Source organism: Marinobacter sp. B-21, from assembly GCF_056857895.1.
In genome coordinates this window covers 1-17,725 of record NZ_JBSXNZ010000090.1, presented here as the reverse complement: position 1 = coordinate 17,725, position 17,725 = coordinate 1, and the positions used below count along the sequence as shown (strand labels likewise).

At 56.7% G+C, this 17,725-nt stretch carries 20 protein-coding genes; 10 read left to right on the top strand and 10 right to left on the bottom strand.

Going from position 1 to position 17,725, the window contains the following annotated elements:
* The 8 genes from AC13C0_RS21080 to AC13C0_RS21045 form a co-directional block, all read right to left on the bottom strand.
* A complete protein-coding gene (locus AC13C0_RS21080; RefSeq protein ID WP_117619300.1) occupies positions 1-777 on the bottom strand; it encodes an ABC transporter ATP-binding protein in 777 nt (258 codons plus the stop codon).
* Complete coding sequence (locus AC13C0_RS21075; protein ID WP_482954934.1) at positions 774-1,715, bottom strand: branched-chain amino acid ABC transporter permease; 942 nt, start codon at positions 1,713-1,715, stop codon at positions 774-776. The genes AC13C0_RS21080 and AC13C0_RS21075 overlap by 4 nt, the downstream gene beginning before the upstream one ends.
* Positions 1,715-2,614: a branched-chain amino acid ABC transporter permease gene (locus AC13C0_RS21070; RefSeq protein WP_117619302.1), complete on the bottom strand. Its 900-nt coding sequence runs from the start codon at positions 2,612-2,614 to the stop codon at positions 1,715-1,717. The genes AC13C0_RS21075 and AC13C0_RS21070 overlap by 1 nt, the downstream gene beginning before the upstream one ends.
* Positions 2,615-2,679: 65 nt before the next feature.
* Positions 2,680-4,005, bottom strand: a complete 1,326-nt coding sequence (locus AC13C0_RS21065) for an ABC transporter substrate-binding protein (protein ID WP_482954933.1) — start codon at positions 4,003-4,005, stop codon at positions 2,680-2,682.
* A 45-nt stretch (positions 4,006-4,050) separates the two neighbouring features.
* Complete coding sequence (locus AC13C0_RS21060) at positions 4,051-5,205, bottom strand: ABC transporter substrate-binding protein (protein ID WP_117619303.1); 1,155 nt, start codon at positions 5,203-5,205, stop codon at positions 4,051-4,053.
* A 431-nt stretch (positions 5,206-5,636) separates the two neighbouring features.
* Complete coding sequence (locus AC13C0_RS21055) at positions 5,637-6,992, bottom strand: sigma-54-dependent transcriptional regulator (RefSeq protein WP_117619304.1); 1,356 nt, start codon at positions 6,990-6,992, stop codon at positions 5,637-5,639.
* Positions 6,967-8,727, bottom strand: coding sequence for a sensor histidine kinase (locus AC13C0_RS21050; RefSeq protein WP_117619305.1), 1,761 nt, complete (start codon positions 8,725-8,727; stop codon positions 6,967-6,969). Before AC13C0_RS21050 ends, AC13C0_RS21055 begins: the two co-directional genes overlap by 26 nt.
* Before the next feature lie 634 nt (positions 8,728-9,361).
* On the bottom strand, positions 9,362-9,592 hold the full coding sequence (locus AC13C0_RS21045; RefSeq protein WP_117619306.1) for a type II toxin-antitoxin system HicB family antitoxin: 231 nt from the start codon (positions 9,590-9,592) through the stop codon (positions 9,362-9,364).
* 301 nt (positions 9,593-9,893) lie between these two features.
* Between AC13C0_RS21045 and AC13C0_RS21040 the strand changes: the two genes are divergently transcribed.
* On the top strand, positions 9,894-10,166 hold the full coding sequence (locus tag AC13C0_RS21040) for a type II toxin-antitoxin system RelE/ParE family toxin (RefSeq protein WP_482954932.1): 273 nt from the start codon (positions 9,894-9,896) through the stop codon (positions 10,164-10,166).
* Complete coding sequence (locus tag AC13C0_RS21035; protein ID WP_117619307.1) at positions 10,159-10,464, top strand: helix-turn-helix domain-containing protein; 306 nt, start codon at positions 10,159-10,161, stop codon at positions 10,462-10,464. Before AC13C0_RS21040 ends, AC13C0_RS21035 begins: the two co-directional genes overlap by 8 nt.
* A 359-nt stretch (positions 10,465-10,823) precedes the next feature.
* On the opposite strand, the gene AC13C0_RS21030 is transcribed toward AC13C0_RS21035, so the two are convergent.
* Positions 10,824-11,021, bottom strand: coding sequence for a hypothetical protein (locus AC13C0_RS21030; protein ID WP_117619308.1), 198 nt, complete (start codon positions 11,019-11,021; stop codon positions 10,824-10,826).
* Between the two features lie 191 nt (positions 11,022-11,212).
* Here AC13C0_RS21030 and AC13C0_RS21025 point away from each other — a divergent pair, with 191 nt between their 5' ends.
* The 8 genes from AC13C0_RS21025 (at position 11,213) to AC13C0_RS20990 (ending at position 15,991) form a co-directional block, all read left to right on the top strand.
* Positions 11,213-11,371, top strand: a complete 159-nt coding sequence (locus AC13C0_RS21025) for a hypothetical protein (protein ID WP_341581237.1) — start codon at positions 11,213-11,215, stop codon at positions 11,369-11,371.
* Entirely contained in the window at positions 11,302-11,448 is a 147-nt protein-coding gene (locus AC13C0_RS21020; RefSeq protein WP_341582816.1) for an ATP-binding protein, read from the top strand. Before AC13C0_RS21025 ends, AC13C0_RS21020 begins: the two co-directional genes overlap by 70 nt.
* Positions 11,449-11,455: 7 nt before the next feature.
* A complete protein-coding gene (locus AC13C0_RS21015) occupies positions 11,456-11,704 on the top strand; it encodes a hypothetical protein (RefSeq protein ID WP_227539311.1) in 249 nt (82 codons plus the stop codon).
* Positions 11,701-11,925 carry a DUF7281 domain-containing protein gene (locus AC13C0_RS21010; protein WP_117619309.1) on the top strand — a complete coding sequence of 75 codons (225 nt, stop codon included), beginning with the start codon at positions 11,701-11,703 and terminating at the stop codon, positions 11,923-11,925. Before AC13C0_RS21015 ends, AC13C0_RS21010 begins: the two co-directional genes overlap by 4 nt.
* A 712-nt stretch (positions 11,926-12,637) precedes the next feature.
* Entirely contained in the window at positions 12,638-14,023 is a 1,386-nt protein-coding gene (locus AC13C0_RS21005) for a type II toxin-antitoxin system HipA family toxin (RefSeq protein WP_117619310.1), read from the top strand.
* Positions 14,007-14,285 carry a helix-turn-helix domain-containing protein gene (locus tag AC13C0_RS21000; RefSeq protein WP_341581238.1) on the top strand — a complete coding sequence of 93 codons (279 nt, stop codon included), beginning with the start codon at positions 14,007-14,009 and terminating at the stop codon, positions 14,283-14,285. Before AC13C0_RS21005 ends, AC13C0_RS21000 begins: the two co-directional genes overlap by 17 nt.
* A 143-nt stretch (positions 14,286-14,428) precedes the next feature.
* The gene (locus AC13C0_RS20995; protein WP_117619312.1) at positions 14,429-15,277 is read left to right on the top strand and encodes an Nmad3 family putative nucleotide modification protein; all 849 of its coding nucleotides are present in this window, start codon (positions 14,429-14,431) and stop codon (positions 15,275-15,277) included.
* 318 nt (positions 15,278-15,595) lie between these two features.
* Entirely contained in the window at positions 15,596-15,991 is a 396-nt protein-coding gene (locus AC13C0_RS20990; RefSeq protein WP_227539312.1) for a phage integrase N-terminal SAM-like domain-containing protein, read from the top strand.
* Between the two features lie 179 nt (positions 15,992-16,170).
* Here AC13C0_RS20990 and AC13C0_RS20985 read toward each other — a convergent pair whose 3' ends face one another.
* Complete coding sequence (locus tag AC13C0_RS20985) at positions 16,171-17,316, bottom strand: ATP-binding protein (protein WP_117619313.1); 1,146 nt, start codon at positions 17,314-17,316, stop codon at positions 16,171-16,173.
* Positions 17,317-17,725 lie beyond the last annotated feature (409 nt).

Genomic DNA, 17,725 nt, shown 5'->3' with positions numbered 1-17,725 from the left:
TCAGACGTCTCCCTGCTCGGTTTGTGGCTGGTGGCGTTTACCGGTCACCAACTCCTGGACCTGTTCATCCGCAAGGACCTCGTCGACGGCTCCATCCTTGATGACAACGCCGCTGGCGAAGGCCAGAACCCGGGTAACATAGCGTTGGACAATCTCCATGTCGTGCTCGACAAAAAGCACGGTCAGGCCCCGCCGGCGAACCACCTCCATTACGGTGTCCATTAGAGTGTACTTCTCTTCCGTGCTGACGCCGCTGGTGGGCTCATCCAGCAGCAGCATCTTCGGCTCACCCAGCATGGCAATCGCAATATCCAGCAGTTTTCGGGCACCCTGGGGCATGGCCGTGACCATTCCATCCCGGTACTGAGTGATATTCATCTGCTCCAGAATCTCGTCCGCTGCCGAAATACGTTCCGGCGTGCGCACTGGGCGCGTCATGTTCAGTTGCCGGCCTTCAGCGGCGGACAGGGCGATCGCGAGATTGTCCAGAACGGAAAGTTCCAGGAAAAGTTGTGGAACCTGGAACGAGCGAGCCAGACCACGGCGCATAAGTTTCCGGGGGCCGAGATTCCTGATGGGCTGGCCATCAAAGTTGATGACACCGGAGGAGGGCGGCAGATAACCGGTGACCATATTGATAAAGGTGGTCTTACCCGCCCCGTTCGAGCCGATGACCCCGACGATTTCCCCGTCCGTGATGGTGACGTTGATATCCTCTGCGGCAACCACGGCCCCAAAATAGCGGGACAGGCTTTCCGTCTTCAGTATGTCGGTCATGCTGCAGCGCTCCGCTTACGGGTGAACAGGCTCCAGATACCTTTGGGCAGGAATAGGATAATCAGTAGCAGAACTATGCCAAGAATGAGTTGCCAGGAGTTGGGAAACAGCTCGACCGCGTAGGTCCTCACCAGGATAAAAATGAACGCGGCAATAAACGGCGCGGCAACGTGGCCCGTCCCGCCAAGCAGTGCAATGAACACAAACTCACCGGAAATCGTCCAGTAAGCCATGGTGGGGTCGACATGCCCGGCCGTCAGGGCCGTCAGTGAACCGCCAACGGACCCCAGGGCTGCAGCAATGATGTAATTGATGTACAGCACCTGGCGCCGCGAGATACCCATGTATTCAACGCGCACCTCATTCTCACGGATCGCCTCGCAAGCCAGCCCGATACTGGACTGGAAGTAGCGGTTCAGGAACAGTGCCGCAGCAAGAGCCAGGACGACCGCCAGCCAGAGGGTCGTGGCGTTTTCCAGGCCCTGGCCGGGCTGATAACCCAGGATTGACCACTTCACCACGCCAAAGCCGTCCGTGCTGCCGAGCCCCTGGCTCTTCACGAGGACACCGTAGAGAATCATGGAAAAAGCCAGCGTGAGCATGGCGAAAAAGATTTCCCGGTATCGCGTCAACAAAAGCCCCAACACCATGGCCAGGGCAACTGTTGCGATGATGCCCATGCCAATGAGGGCCAGCGCATCGGTCACACCGAGGAAGCGTCCACCGAGACCGACCGCATATCCACCCATGCAGTAAAACAGCCCCTGGCCAAAGGAAATCAGGCCTGCCCGCATTAGCATGACCACACCCATGACGACGAGGGCGGCGGCAATCGCCAGGGTCGATGTGAAGACCATCCAGTCGGGGCTGATGAACGATGACAGCCCAAGCAACAGGGCCGCCACCATCAGCAACATTTCTGTTTTTTGCAGGCGCATCATATTTTCCTCGCCGTGGCCTGACCAAACAGTCCGTGGGGACGGAAGATCAGTACCGCAGCCATCACGGCATAAATGATGAACAGTTCCAGTTGCGGCATGGTATGGATCGAGGCCGCCCGGGCCAGGCCGACGATCAGTGCCCCGATGGCGGCACCGGTAATGCTGCCCAGCCCACCGGTAACGACGACCGCGAAGGCCACGACAATGACCTCAACGCCGATGCCGGGAACCACCGAAATAATGGGTGCGGTAAAGCCACCGGCAATCGCGCCGAGGCCTGCACCGATTACGAAGGTCATGGTAAACATGCGGCGGACATTCACTCCCATGGCCTCGGACACTTCGCGATCGTGAATAATGGAGCGCAGAATCTTCCCGGTACGCGTACGCTCCAGCCAGAACCACATGATGGCGCCAACAACCACGGATACGCCGATCACCATGATCTGATAGCCGGATACCGTCAGCACGCCAATATTGAAGCGGCCCAGGGCGGTGTAAGGCTGATAGGCGAAATAGGGTGTCGTTCCCCAGACGAGCTTCATAAGGTCTTCCAGGATTAACAGCAGGGCAAAGGTAACGATCAGCATCAGTACTTCGTCACGCCCATACATCAGTCGGAGGATTCCCCGCTCCATGATGAGGCCGGCCACTGCTCCGATGGCGATGGCACAACCGGCAAGGAGCGCGAAGGCAATCCACAGTTGATCCCCACCACTGGCGTAATACCAGCCTATGGATGAAGCCGCCGCGTATGCCCCGAGAGCGTAGAGGCTGCCGTGCGCCATGTTCAGGATTCGCATAACGCCATAAATGACGGTCAGCCCGGCTGCAACAAGAAACAGCCAGGACGCGTAGATAAGGCCGTCTATCAGAATCGCCCAGATGGTTAACATCTGCGTCTACTCCTGTTGGAAGGGTTCCGGTACCTCACAAGAGTCACCGGAACCAGAGTGATGGATCAGTCGCACCTGGCTCCAGGGAAGCCTGCCTTGATCCACTCCTGGGCATTGTGATTATCGGGCGGAGAGACACACTCACCGGCATAGGAGCGAACGTTACGCAGCTCCGGTCCGGAATCCGGTGAATAGTAGTACTCGCCGTAGTACATCGGTTGCAACGCCTGATGGCCATTGGCCAGTGCCATACGAACCGTGCCACTCACGGATTCGAAGGTTGCGCTTTTAAGAGTAGACGCAAGCTGCTCATCCGACGGCTTGCCCTTGGCCCCGGAATTGTCAGCTGCGTACTTCAGTGCCAGCAGCGCCTGGGCCATCTTCGACGAAGGATAGCTGGGCGGTACACCGTGCTCCGCTTCATAGGCTTTCGAGAACCATTCACTCAGGTCGTTGTCTGGCATGAAGGCACCGAAGGGGCCACGGCCACCGATGACAGTGCCGTTAGGTGCCTGGTTTTTAAACCGGTTAAAACCGGATTCGCCAGTAGTCAGCACAGCGGTTGCCTGTTCGAGAAGGCCGCGCACATTGGCCTGTGCTACGAACGCCTCCATGTCGCCACCCCACATACTGGAATGAATGATTTCAGGACGGCGGGTCTGGAGGGCGGAAATTTCAGTGCCGTAACTGCCCTGGAAAATCTGGGGCGTCTGGTTATCCACAAACTCGGTATCTGGCATCAACTGCTTCATGGATTCCTGGAAGTCATTCCAGGAATCCTGACCCCAGGCGTAGTTCTGCTGGATACCGGCCACACGCGTGATGTCCGGGCGGGTTTCTTTCAGGTAGTGGGCGGCGCCAACGTTATCCGCGGTGGCATCAAGGCCGGTCCGGAAAAAGTACTGCGGGTTGTCCAGTTCCGGGAAAAGGCGCGGCGTGCCGCAGTCAAAGGCGATGGTGAACGTCTTCAGTTCTTCGGCGGCCGGGCTGACCGCCAGGCAATCACCACTGGAGATATAGCCGATCACCGCATCAACGTTCTGACGCTGGACGAGGTTCCGGTATTCCTCAACCTGTTTGGTGGGGCCACCGGCTTCGTCGATGACGACCGACTCCAGCTGCAGTCCGTTGATACCCTTGGTGTTGTAAGGCGCCGGCAGGGTGCCCTCGTTAATTGCCTTGATCACTGTCTCAGCGGCCTGCGCCGCCGGGACCCCGAATGGACCGGACGCACCGCCGGACAGGAACGTCACAAGTCCGACCTTGAAGGTGCCTTCCTGGGCGCTGGCGGAGCCCGCGAAGCCCATGACACCGACAGAGGCTATGGCCAGCGAGGTGGCGGTGCCCAGGAGCTTCCGCTGCCATGGTTTGGGTTGCAGGGAGTGTCCCATTGTCTTCTCCTTCATTGTTTTTGTGAAAAAGCAGCTGACCAGAGGTCAGTTGCCGGATTCACCGCGTCGCTTCTTGACGAGAGCGGGGGACGGTTTCAGGGATTCAGCATCGTAAATGTGCCAGTTGCCCAGCATGACCCGGGCTGGCGGATATTGTGTGTTGGGTACCGGTATGCCGACGGCTTGTGCCTGGACGATTTGGTGAGTGTCCGGGTCAATATAGGAGACATAACCGTCGGGATCCTTGGGCAGACGAATGTGCAATCCCTCCAGTGCCGCAATCATGGCGTCTGTGTCGGTGACCTTGCCGGCCTGGCGAATCGCGCTGGCTATGATGAGCATGCCTGCGTAGGCCCCTTGCGCGGAGTAACTGGGATAGCGTCCCGACAGGGCGTGGAACCGGTTGACGAATTGGCGGTTCAGTTTGGTGTCGGGCCAGTTCACGTGGTGTCGGGCGGACAGAATGAGCCCTTCTGGGGCTTCCGGGCCCAGACTGACCAGGGTTTCGTAGTCGCCGCCGGCATCAAAGTTGGCCACGCGCATCTGCGGGAACAGTCGTGTTGTGCGGGCCTGAGCGATAAAGGCCGTAAAATCGCCACCCCACAGAGACACCACGAGTACATCCGGTTGTGACTCAAGCAGAGCCTGGATGTAAAGTGAGTAGTCCGGCTCATAGAGCTTGGGCCAGTATGTACCTGTCACCTCATAGTCCACCCCGAGCAGTTCCAGCGCCTGCTGCAGGTCGCGCCAGGCGACCCGGCCGTACTCATAATCCGGACCCAGAAAAGCCAGCTTCTTCCAACCGGTTTTCTTTTGCAGTTCTTGCAGGTAACGGGCGCCAGCGGCATGGGAATACCAGGTGTCGCTGGAGACCCGGAAGTAGTATTCGTGGCCCTCCTCAAGAGTTGCTCTTGAGGAGGCGTGGTCGGTGCCGATCAGAATGATTTTTCGTTGTTTCGCCAGACGGCTGACGGCCATGCCCACACCCGAACTAACCATGCCGCAGAGGATGTTGGCGTTATCCTGGCGAATAAAGTCTTCCGCCATGCGAACGGCAAAGGAAGACTTGGAGCGGGAGTCGTCGACGATCACCCGCAGCCTGGGCGCAGCAGGATCAGCGCTGAGTTCTTCAAGGGCGAGTTTTATGGCGACAATGCTGTCCCGGCCATAGCTGGCGGAGCGACCGGTCATGGGATACATGCAGGCGACCGTAGCATCGGCTGCATGTATAGCGGCACCTAACTCGACCCGCCCCACTGGTGGTGTGGCCGGCACCCGGACTGCGGCCTGGCTCGAGCTCACGCCGAGCAGTATAACGGCAGCCAAACCCGTATAGACTGGCAAGCTACCCAGGCAGGTCGTTGTGCAATCAATGAATGGAGCTTGGCGTAAGCGGGCCAGCAGTCCCGGCAACTCAGCCTCCCGGGCCGAACGTATCCGGCGTGTGGTTATGTGTTTTTATTGTGAACCAACTGGCAGGACAAAAGGCAAAACGGGTGCCAATGTACGTGAAAGACGCTTTCAGGCCGGACGCAAGTCGAATGAGGCTTCCCTGTCGCTACACCAGGCGGCATTGTGAGCGCAAAGCGCTCAGATCGGGCGGCTGGAGTGAGCGCTTTTCGCTCAATTGCTCAGGTAATCCCCAGGCGTTGCAGGCGGCGTTTGAAGGCATGCCGGGAAAGCCCCAGCTGTTCGGCCGCCTTACCCTTGTGGCCGTCGGTTTTTTCCAGGGCCTCCAGCACCAGCTGACGCTCCGCACGCTGAAGGTGCTGGTCAAGGGAGGATTCCCTCAACTGCTTGTTGTCTCCCTTAGGCGCGCTGGCTGCGTGGAATTCGGCGGGGAGGTGCTGCGGCCGGATCAACTGGCCGGGGTAGAGAATGGTCAGGCGCTCCACCAGATTGCGTAACTCACGAACATTGCCCGGCCAGCTATAGGCCAGCATTAAATTCAGGGCCTCCAGGGGTATCTTGATAGGACGGCAACTTTCTTCCCGGGCCTGTGAGTCAATGAAGGCGTCCAGCAATTCACGAAGGTCTTCGCCTCGCTCGCGAAGTGGCGGGATCGTCATTGCAATGACATTCAGCCGGAAATAGAGATCCTCCCGGAAGTGGCCCTGGCGGACTTCATCTTCAAGGGATCGATTGGTGGCCGCAATGACCCGTACATCTGCGATATGGTTGCTGCCGCCGCCAACCGGCCGGTAGTCACCGTTTTCCAGAAAGTGTAGAAACTTTGCCTGTAATGGGAGAGGCAATTCTCCGATTTCATCCAGAAACAGGGTGCCCCGGTGGGCCATAGCCACCAAGCCCGAGCGCTTTTGGTGAGCGCCGGTGTAGGCCCCTTTTTCAGCGCCAAACAGTTCCGCTTCGATGAGCTGTTCTGGCAGTGCGGCGCAGTTGATCTCAACAAAGGCTTCGGAGGATCGCGTGCTTTGCTCATGGATGGCCCGGGCCACGACGGCCTTGCCGGTGCCAGACTCGCCCAGCAACAGAATTCTGCCTGCACTGCTGCCGGCGACGCGCTGGATCGTCTGCCAAAGATGGGTCATGGCCTCACTTGAGCCTACCAGGCCCGACGAGGAGGCCCCCCGGGTGCGATGGTAGGTGAGCTCTTCCTGCATGCGGGTGCGCTCAGTGATGTTCTGGATCAGGTGAAGTAGTTCGTCAAGTGCAAAGGGTTTGGTGAGGTAGTCGGTAGCGCCGGCCTTTACTGCCTGTACCGCTGCCCGGGTATCGCCATGGGCGGATATCATGACCACAGGTAGTTCAGGATACAGTCGGACCGCTTCGTACAGGACATCCATGCCGCTCATTTCCGGAAGCCGCAAATCGAGCAGCATCAAGTCCGGCGGATTTTCTTCCAGAGCTGCCAGGCCCGCTTCACCGGTATAGGCGCACTGGCTTTGGATGCCGGCCTGGTTCAGGGCGAAGGTGAGTGAACGGACAAAACGTTTTTCGTCATCAACGATCAGAATCTGTGAGCGCATGTTGGTTGTCGGTGGGTCGTTGTTTTTGTGTTTTCTGCTGTAGTAAAAGGTTATCACTGTTTGCTGCCGGCAGGGTGACGGAAACCGTGGTGCCCTCTCCCTCGGTGCTCTGGATCAGCAAATCACCCTCATTAAGCTCAATCAATTGGCGAGTGATGCTCAGTCCGAGGCCGGTACCTTCCTGCCGAGTTGTGAAGAAGGGTTCTGTGACCCGTTGCAGGACGCTTTCATGCATGCCGCAGCCATTATCGTTGATATCCATGGTGATCCGATCCCCGTGGCGGAATGCCCGCAGCTGAACGACGCCCCCAGGTTCGCAGGCCTGAATGGCATTGGCTACCAGGTTCACCAGGCACTGGATGATTTGGTCGGGGCTGGCGTAAATGGACTGCCGTGCATCGCCGCTGGCGCTTACCGTCACCTCATGGGTTTCTGCCAGCCCGGTGGTGAGCACGGAGGTATGGCGGAATACCCGCCTGATATCGACTTGCTGAGGTGCCCCAGCAACCGGACGGGCGTAATCGAGCAAGTTACCGACCACGCGATTGAGGCGATCAATTTCATCCTCCACGGAGATCAGCAGATCCCGTCGCTGGTCATCGGTTTCACCTTTTTCCAGTGCCTGAACCGTCAGCTTGATGGTGGCCAGCGGATTGCGCACCTCATGGGCGACCCCTGTGGCGAACTCCCCCAACACAGCGAGTTTTTCCGCCTGAACCGTGCGCTGGATCATCTCTTGCAGGCGGTCTGCCATGGCGTTGAAGGCGTGTGCCAGCACATCGATCTCATCCTTATCGTTTTTTGGTGCCTGCAGGCGAAATTTCAGGTCACCGGAGGCAAAGGCTTCGGCGCCTTCGGTCAGCCGGGCAACCCGCCGACGCAGACTCCTCGCCAGTGCCCAGAATAAGGCCACCGTGCCCAGGACCATTACGCTGGCCAAAGCATAGAGTCCGAGCTGGGCATCTCGCAACGGGCTCAGGATTTCACTCGCGGAAACCACGTAATCAATACGCCAGCCGGGCAGCACTTCCGGCCCGGTACGCAGGGCCTCCGGCGCGGTTGTCTGCAGGTTGCCGGTGGCATCGAGCAGGTCGCCTGCGGGGGTGCGCAAAAAGGATTTCAGAACGCCGGCCAGGTTTTCGGTGCGCATCAATTCGGTGAGGGACGCTAACCGCACATGCAGACCAATGGAGCCCTCAATAGCCTGATTGGCACTGTTCCGCAAAGGCTGACGGATTAACAGCCAGGCGGGGCCATCGCCATCGGGCAGGTGGGGGCCGATGATCTCACTGCTGCCAAAAGTGATGGTGGGCAGGCCCTTCAGTGACCAGCTCTCACGATTCCAGTAGGGGCTGCCGGAAGCGGCCTGACCCGGAATAACATCAGTCAGCTCCTCATTGCCGTCGAAAAACAGAACGCCGTAGAGGTCCGGTGAATCCGCCTCCACCCGAACCAGTTCTTTGACACCCTCGGGCACCGCATCGTTGTATGAAAGATACAGGGGGGTAGATGGGTGGGTGGACAGGGTTTCAAGCTGGTAGATCCGGTTCTCGATAAAATTGGTTAAACGATTGACATTGCCGGCGACCTGGGCCTCAAGGCGCTCCCCGGCGAGACGCTCAGTCAGCAAGTCCGAGACTGCGGCGTAAAGCGCGCTGAGCAACGCAACCGAACCAACCATCAGTGTCAGCGAGAGAAAAGTGTAACGGCCCACCAGACTGAATCTGGGTTTCATGGCAACCTCATTTTTTTCATCAGACAGCGATAAAACTGGCCTTTACTGTCTTGTCCGCTCCCCTTAAAGAGGGCAGGCCGCCTGGTAAAGAACGCCGATACTCTTTTGTGCAAATTCGCGGGCTCGTTGATCTCCGCAACGGCGGTTAAGGAACTTGGGGCATCAGCTTCCGAAAACAGGAACACTCAGCAGACAGCGTGATCGGTCTCCGCGCCGCTGGCAAGATCTTCCGTTTCAATCATAGTTCCAGTGTGAAGATGGCGGCGACGGCGTGGTCCCCATTTAATGGTGTGATCGCCACAGGTTCATTTACAGTTCGATTGCGGAAAAGGGGCAGGCTAACCCGCCGCAGTGGCACGTCAAGTTGTCGAGTGGGCTAAGGTCCCGTGTTGCGGGGCCTGGTCATTAGGCGTTCAAAAATTCGTTCACGTCGACGCCAGACTGTTTCAGAATGGCTTTCAGCGCCCTCTGGCATGTCGCCGGGGTGGCTGGGGATAGTGGTGTAGCGGTCGGTGCTGGAGTTATACCAGATTTCATGGGAGCCGGCTGCTTACCGGTCAAATACAAATCCCAATTTCTTGAGCTTCTTGATGATCTGCCGGTACTTGAAGCCTGCCAATCTACCCATTAGAGGTTAGAGGCCCAGGATCAGTGGGTAATCAAAGGGATCTTGGGTGGTGGCCAAGTGGGCTTGCTGATGGCGTTCCGCTTGCGCTTCCAGCAGTTTCTTGGCGACATCGCGGGCAATCTCGAGGGTTTCGGTAATGGTACGCCCTTGGGCGATCAGGCCGGGAATATCATCCGACGTCGCCAGATAGACGCCTTCGGGCAGCTTTTCGATATGCAGGTTGGCAATCTGTTCCATTAAGACTCTCCAGATCAGGCCGGGTTATGGCCCTCTCTTCTCCAGTTTTGGCAAAGCCACCTCCGGCAAGCCGAATCCCTAGTCTGAAAGGTGTTATTCAATGCAAATAACCTAGCGCTCCTGGTGTTCCCTGTCGAGCCACGCGATCCGCAAGGAATGGCATGCGCTGGGAAGCCTGCCCTGGTCCAAAGAGGTTCAGTATCCTTGTGCCGCCTGCCCAACAGCAGCCAACACAGTTGAAAGAAGGGATTGCGGTTGTATCACTAAGTGCTATACCTGCTGTCAATAATAAGGACGAGGAATGCAGGTATTTAAGAACAAGGCTTTCGGCAGGTGGGCCCCCAAGGAGGGGGTAAGAGCGGGGGGGGGGGGGGGCAGAACCCTGCTGGCCTATCGGGCGGGTGACAAGGCCTTCTTTGTCTACGGCTTCGCCAAGAACGTGCGAGCCAATATCAGCGACAAGGAACTGAAGGCCCTAAAGTTATATGCGGATACCTTGCTGCACTACAGCAAGGCCGAGTTGAGAAAAGCCGTGAAAAGCGGCGCATTGATTGAGGTCATTAGCGATGGATAAATCAATCCTGGACACCATCCACGAAGGTGCCAAAGAGTTGCACGACGCCGGTGTGATGGGCGATGTTACCTTGCGCGAGTTTGATGCCCTGTGCCTGCCGCCGGTGAAAGTCTACACCCCTGCCCAGATCAAGCGCATCCGGCAGAAAGCCAGGGCCAGCCAGGCGGTATTCGCCGCCTATCTGAATACCAGCCTCTCCACAGTACAGAAGTGGGAGATTGGCGGCAAAAAGCCGAACGGTCCCTCGTTGAAACTGCTGAACCTGGTGGATAAGAAGGGACTGGACGCACTGGTCTAACCCCCAAGCCTGCGGAGCCATCTTCGCGGGCATTTTTGTCCCGTTCCCACTGGAGTGGTTGGGATCGGCAGGAATTTGATCATATCCTGCTCTGAGAGCGCCCAATATCGACAGTTTGAGCCACAGTCCCGTTCACACCGTTCGCATGATGGGAGCGGTTGGGAAAGGCCGAATTTTGATCAATTTCTGGTCAAGGTTCGGCCAGGTAAGCCTAAAAAGTTGGCAATGTCAGCCAGATTTTGACGGCTTCCGCTCTTTAACAGCCTGACTTTTCGTGTTCCGGGCAGGTATAACCCTCGTTCGATGCGAACGCGGTCTATGTCTGCTGTTTCATTCTGTTAGATGGCGCCTTGTATCCATCAATCCGGAAAATAATACCCCGTCAGCACCCCATCCCAGGCGCTGGCCCAGAGAGGCTCGGTATCCTTGTGCCGTTTGCCTCGGAAGACTTCTTTTGGCGTGAGGCCATCAAGATTCTGGTGTGGCCGCAAGCGGTTGTACCAAGCCTGGTAGATGAGCAATTCGGTCTGCAGGTCCGGGCTGTTAGAGGAGTCCATACACGCCACTAAATCAGCACCTACATTCCAGTCCTGAGATTGAACACACTGATTCCCTCTTCAACTCCAGGAGGAATCAGCATGACCCGCGAACGAGAACAACTTTGGCAGCAGCATATCACGGAGTGGCAGGCCTCTGGATTGTCTGGAATGGCCGCCGTGTCACTTCGCCCCGATGTATGGAGAACCGCATGGAATCACCCGCTGAAAGTTATGGACTTGAGAACATCGTCCTGCACCATTCGTTCAAAAAGTTTGCTGGACTGGACGCACCGTTCGGATCCAGTGCAGAGAGCGGACACATGCTGGCGGTACCAACGGAGCTGGAAAAACCTCCATCTTGCATTTGATTCCTGCCTTCTACGGAGAAGAACCGGATCGGATCGTGAGTCGCGCTGGCGGGCGATTATGGTCTGGGTGGCCCTGACAGTAAGATGAGCCATATTGATCGCCTGACCCATGTCGTCCTGAACAAGAATCGGCTGCTTTCCAGCTTCAAGGGCATGATCTGCGAGACCATGTTCGATTCGATTCACATCAACAAGCGACCAACCATCCTGCATGAGCGCGATCTGGTCAACGATATCCGCAGCCTTGAGGCATTTGAGCGGGAAGAGTCGGCCATACGGGAATGCCTGGTCAAGGATGCAGAGCGTAAGGCACCGGGAAAGGCACGGTCTTGATTCCCGCCGACTGGGGGCGCCTCATCGAGGACGAGGACTTACGCGAGGAAATCAGTCAGCGCGATGCCCACCGTCGTCAATCCAGAGCCATGACTCGGCTCAAAGCGTTGGCGAAAGGCACGGACTGGGAGTCTGTCGTGGTCGCCATGGGAGAAGCCGAGCTGGCGGTAATGCAGGAGCACCTCACGGTAAGAGGATGGCTGCTGGCTGGGAACTGCTAACCGCTAACCTCCATGTACGCCAACTACAAGCGCTTAACTAGCCTGGATACAACCGCGGATGTGAGCGTCGATCGGGATGATTTGATACCAGGAGCGTTTTGGTCGGACAAACCGGTCATACGGAATACTGTGGATGATCTGCATTATGAGCTGGAGACAAGACAAGCAGAAAGGGAAGGCTGGAAATTGCCGCTATAAACCGAGAGCGGCCAGAAAATCCATGGACTGCAAGGAACCGAGAGCGAAAGCCCAAAAGGCATTAAAACGCTTGCCTGAAGCGTTCGGACTGTCCAGCTAGCATCATCATCCTTGATGTGAATGTGCTGGATTTCTTCTTTGTTCAGCACCAGATTGCGAAACTCCCCCAAGGTGAGCCCTTGACCAACAGCCGTTTCCTGCGGCTGGGGTCGCGTGCTGCTGTCGGTAAGGCACTAAACTTCGGTCCTCAAGAATGCCGGCCTGGATGAGCGAGGCGTTCAGAGAATACGAGGCAGGGCGAGCCCATGGCTGAGCAGGCGTTTCTCTATCTTAACTCCGAAGTTGCAGTGTCCGTTAACGTTGAGCGGCATTTATTCCGCGAGCTGTCTCCGGTTTGGTTCTATATACCATCACGATAGACTATAGATACCGGCTTAGCGGCATTATATATCAGTATGCTGGTATTTAAGGTCGTTAATAGCTATGGTAAAGTCTACTATGCTGATATTTAGATATGGCTATGCAGAGCGAGCAAAAGATCCTGACCCTACAGGTCTACTGGAACTATCAGTGGCACGACGCCGGCACCGTCCGGTTCCCGAACCCCAAGACCGGCCTCACTGGTGATATGGCGTTCACCTACAACGGCAAGTATGTGAATGCGGTCACCACGGCGAAGGAAGGCCTGTCGTTCAGGGATGAGCGGGCCATTGGCCACCATGTCCCCGGACACCTGATGAAGAGGTACCCCCGGGAACCGGTTGCCCCGGTACTCCGGGACATCATCCCCCAGGGTGCCGGGCGACGGTATCTGCTCCGTCATTGGGACGTGACCGGGGATCCGGGTCCGTCCGTTGACTTCAAATTGCTCAGCGAAGGGTGCATCGCACCGATCGGCAACCTGCGCATCAAGGAGGCCGCGGAGGCTTTCGAGGCGCAGGTAAAAGACACCAAAGTGATCTCGTTCACTCAGGATGACATCAGCGATCGGGATGAGTACCTGCTGGAGTACGCCAATCAGCTGGGTGTGGTCATCGGTGGCGCCACCGGCGCCGGCGGCGATGCGCCAAAGCTGCTGGTCGTCGAGGACCGGGACGGTCGATTCTACCTGGAGGGGACCCTCCCGGAGCTGGAAATCGCCAATCACTGGCTGGTGAAGTTTCCCCGGGGCCGGATGATGCCAGAGGATCAGGACATCCTGCGAGCAGAGGGAATCTTCTACGAGGCCTTAGATCAGCTGGGCCAAAACACTATTCGGGGTGCCCATGTGGTAGAAGGCAGGGTCCCGGCATTGTGGCTGCCGCGATTTGATCGGGAGGTAGCCCCGGGCGGGGTCCGGCGGTACGGGGTCGAGTCGATGTACAGCCTCAACAAGATGATTGGCGACGGCGCCAGGATGGAACACCCTGATGTTATAGTCCGGCTGCGCGAGGCGATCACGCACCCACCGGAGTTCGATACAACCCTGTGCGAGTACCTGGTGCGCGACGTCATCAACTACACCTTCGGCAACAGCGACAATCACGGGCGCAATACCGCCCTGATCAAGCGCGACGGCCGGATCAGCCTGTCCCCGGCTTACGACCTGGCGCCCATGGTGCTGGACAAGGAGGCCATTGCCCGGACGACAGTCTGGCCGCAGGAATACCAGCATTCGGTCTATGAACCGAACTACCACAAGATCATCCGGGACTTTGCCGAAAACCCGGACATCACCCGGGCCCGATTCATTGCTGAGCTGGAAAAGCTGGCGGGCCTGAAGAAAAAGGTGGTGGACCTGGGTGCACCCGGGCGGGTCCTGGAACATAAGAACATCGTCTTTGAGCGCCCGGAGAGGTTCTTGGAGACCCTGAAGACCGAGGCGGGAGGCGATGATGCCCAGAATGCCACCAAAGGTTGAAGATGATGAGCGCGAGGCGGCCCAGGCTGATCTGGAAAAGCGCATGAAGCAGGGCAAGATCTCGGTGGGGGCCGCAGTGCGTGAGATCCGCCAGCGCTTTGTCGGTATCACGCTGGAAGACTACGCTCGGCTGTGTGGACTGTCGAAGACCACCCTTATGAATATTGAGCGTGACGACCCCCGGGTCCTGCTCGAATCTGTCAAGAAGGCCGTGCAGCCACTGGGTTACCAGTTGTCCCTGGTGCCCGCTGCAGATCTTTAGAGAAGGCAGTACCCAAGCGTGCAAGTCTGGCTCCAGACCATGTTGGTACGAAGGCCGTTGTCTACTGCACCTGATAGGAATGGAGCGCCACATAAATGGCCGTCCAAATTAACTGCAAATAGGTCTTCCTGTGGAGCGCAACGGTGAAGCTGATCTTGAGCCGAAAAGGATTCGATTCATCCGCCGGTGGATGTCCCAGCCCGGTATTTCCCGACAACTCCTTTTACGCACTACCTATCCCGGACAAGAAATCACGCATTACCTATCAAGAGCTGAACTATCAGGGTATAAATATCGGTAAGCTCGTTGCAGATTTAACGGGCGATCCCCGACGCATTGCGCATTACGCTCACCTCGATCCTGATCTCATTGATCATGTTTACCCGCGACATACTGACTGGCGACCTCTGCTTGGGCAGTCGGGTAGTGCTCAAGGGCATTTGCGTAAGCAAGAAGTAGGCGTGGGTGACGTCTTCATGTTTTTCGGACTATTCAGACCAGTTGAGAAAAGTGGTGAGAACTGGAGGTTCATTAAGTCGGCACCCGCATTTCATGCCCTGTGGGGCTGGCTCCAGATCGGAGAGATTCGTAAGGTTGACCAATTAGCAGAAAAAGAGTTGGCCTGGGCCCGTTATCACCCTCACTTTCACGGTCAAATTGATGCAAGCAACACACTTTATCTTGCTTCTGAAACCTTGCGCCTGGATGGACTGGATATTGGGTTACCGGGGGCGGGAACATTCAGACAAATGCATGACCAGTATAGGCTGACCGCACCAGGGGTAACTTCCCCAACACATTGGCGCTTGCCCGGTTTTTTCTATCCCAATAGCTCTGGTTTTACATTGAGTTTCCATAGCAACCCGGCTCGCTGGTCCAGGGCTGGAAAGTACTGTCATCTGATGAGCGCTTCCAGAGGTCAGGAGTTCGTTCTTGACGCTTCGGGTTATCCTGAGGCTATCTCCTGGCTTAATGGGCTTTTGCGGCAGTGATCAGCTATTAAGCAGTTTCTCTATTTGGGCACAAGCCTGATAAGGATTTGATGTCCGGAAGACGGACGTTTGATGCCAGTGGATCGATCTGTGTATGAGTAGACGCCCGGTGACGACCATCGATTCGTTGAAGGCGCTGGTTTTCGTGACTTGAGCCACCTTTACAGCTTTGATTCTACCAATGCTACCAGCGCCCCTGGGGTTCGCCGAACGAGGCCAGCACTTTCAATGCATCCAACACAACTCTGGGGCAGACCCGCCCACCGATCGGCATTAATGTTGTCACCGGAGCATTGAGGCAACCGCCGGAGATGAACGGTGCACAGCAAGCAGGTGTTACCCGATTTTGAGACTCGATTAGCCAAGGTTCAAGACGTATGGCGGGATAACCGCAGCCTCAAGCAGGCTACGATTGTTCAGTATCTTTACTGGATACGCCGTTTTCATCGTTACTGCATGGTGGAAGCCCTTAGTCCCGATGAGCAACTGACCCAGGCCGGCGTAAACAATTTTGCTCAGTGGTACGCACGACAACGGCAGGTCGATACGGAGTGTGCTTGCGAGGAAGCACAGTCTGCACTGCGAGCCTGGGCATTTGGACTAAGCGCCTTAGGCGTTGAAGTCCCGCCGTGGCAAACAGGGATGGTTGGTATTTTTCAGCCCGAGCCCCAACTGCAGGCTTTCGCCGAACATTTGCGCCAACACCGTGGTTAGTTACCGAAAGCTGCTTGGTTAAACCTTGAGAGTTGTCAGAAAAAATACTACTTTTTCTGACAATAATGTCAGTGCCGAGGTCTTGAGGCGAATCAAGGAAGGGATGAGCGAGGAGGAATTCGAAAAATGCCTTCTTGACCAGGAGCAAAGAATTGGCCTCGGTATCGACGACCGTAGACCTAGCGCTCAGTGGGGTCTTGTGCGAAAGCCTCGGCAACCCAAACTTTGAAATCCATGTCCTCGAATACCCAGACCCCTTTCTCGACCGGCGCCAGGAACTCGCCACGCAGCCGATTCAACGCATTCTGGATCGTGTGCGTTGCCACATTGGACTCTGTCATCCCCAGCCAGGTGGCAATGAATCGACGGGCCTCCTCATGGTAGGGCCCGGCGATGTCCTGGGCGATGACAGCGAGGATGGCCTGCTCAATAGGCTTGAGCTGGGACCAGGTTTTCTCGTACTCATCCGTATCACTGGTGAATTGCCGGTACCGCTCGGTTGCGGAGGTGATGTCCGTTTCGCCGGAGAGCACCATGCCTTCGATGACGGCTCGAAAGTCCCGTGGAACCCGATTCAGTAGAAGGAAGGCGTTCAAGGCGTTGTTGTAGCTCAGAGTCCGGGCTGTGGCCTGATCAAAAGCATCAAGCATGTGCTTGACAAAGCCCGAGCCCAGCTCTGGCAGGTCGATCTGGGAGGACGAGCGAAACAGCGGTGCCTTTCTGCGATTGAACAGACGATACAGGCCGTCCCGGGAAGATCCGGTATAGACGACATAAAGCTTGTCCCTGTTTTCATCCAGCAGGGTCCGAAGGAAAAACACCAGGGGTTCGAAGGCCCGGTCGGTGGCAAGATGCTGGACTTCATCCAGGCACAGTAGAATTTTCTTTTTTCCGCTGAGTAACGTCTCGAACCGGCTGCGAAGCTGGCTCAAGTCATCCTCTTGTGGCGGGATGTTCTGTCCGGAGACCTCGGCGGAGGCCTTCACTGTCCCGTCAATGCCGACCTCTCCACCTAGCTTAAGAGCCCCGAGGTGGGAGTTAGCCCAGCGCCGGCGTTCCAGCCAGGTCATTTCCCCGATACCCCGTTCAAGGCCTTTTTTGAGACAGGTAACCGGGTTCCTGGGGTTGTCCCAGAAGCTCACATAGATGGGACGGTACCCCTGCTCATGCGCTTCAGGGATAAGGTCAAAGAGGATGAATTCCGTCTTGCCCATGCGCCGGGGCGCAAAGAGCGTCAGAGTGTTGGAGACACCGCTGGCGAAGGTCGACAGAAACTGATCGGTCAGCTCGTGGCGGGGAAAGTGCCAGTCCACATGTGCATTCATAAAGTGTCTCGGCGGCCAATAGTCATGTTTAGTAAACATTATACTATATTAGTAGTATAAAATACTAAAGCATACTAAGGGCACCTTTGGAATAGCGAAGCCGGCCATCTCCTAGGCACGGAGAGGCTCTCCGTGAGGCAGACGTCAGGTTTGAGTGAAGCTTGGTAGACCTTCCAATTGACATCCGGATTTGACTGGCCGATAGTACACGTACGGTGAATTGCCGTACGTGCTAACATTGTTAGTTGTCAGTCAAACAGCAAAAACCGAAAACACTAAAACAGAGGGTTTGGTCGATTGGCCAGCCCGTTGAAAGAGGGATATCGCATGTCAAAGACAAGCGCGCGGCTGGATTTAAGAATTGATCCAGCGATCAAAGAATTGGCGGCGCGCGCTTCAGCTCTGACCG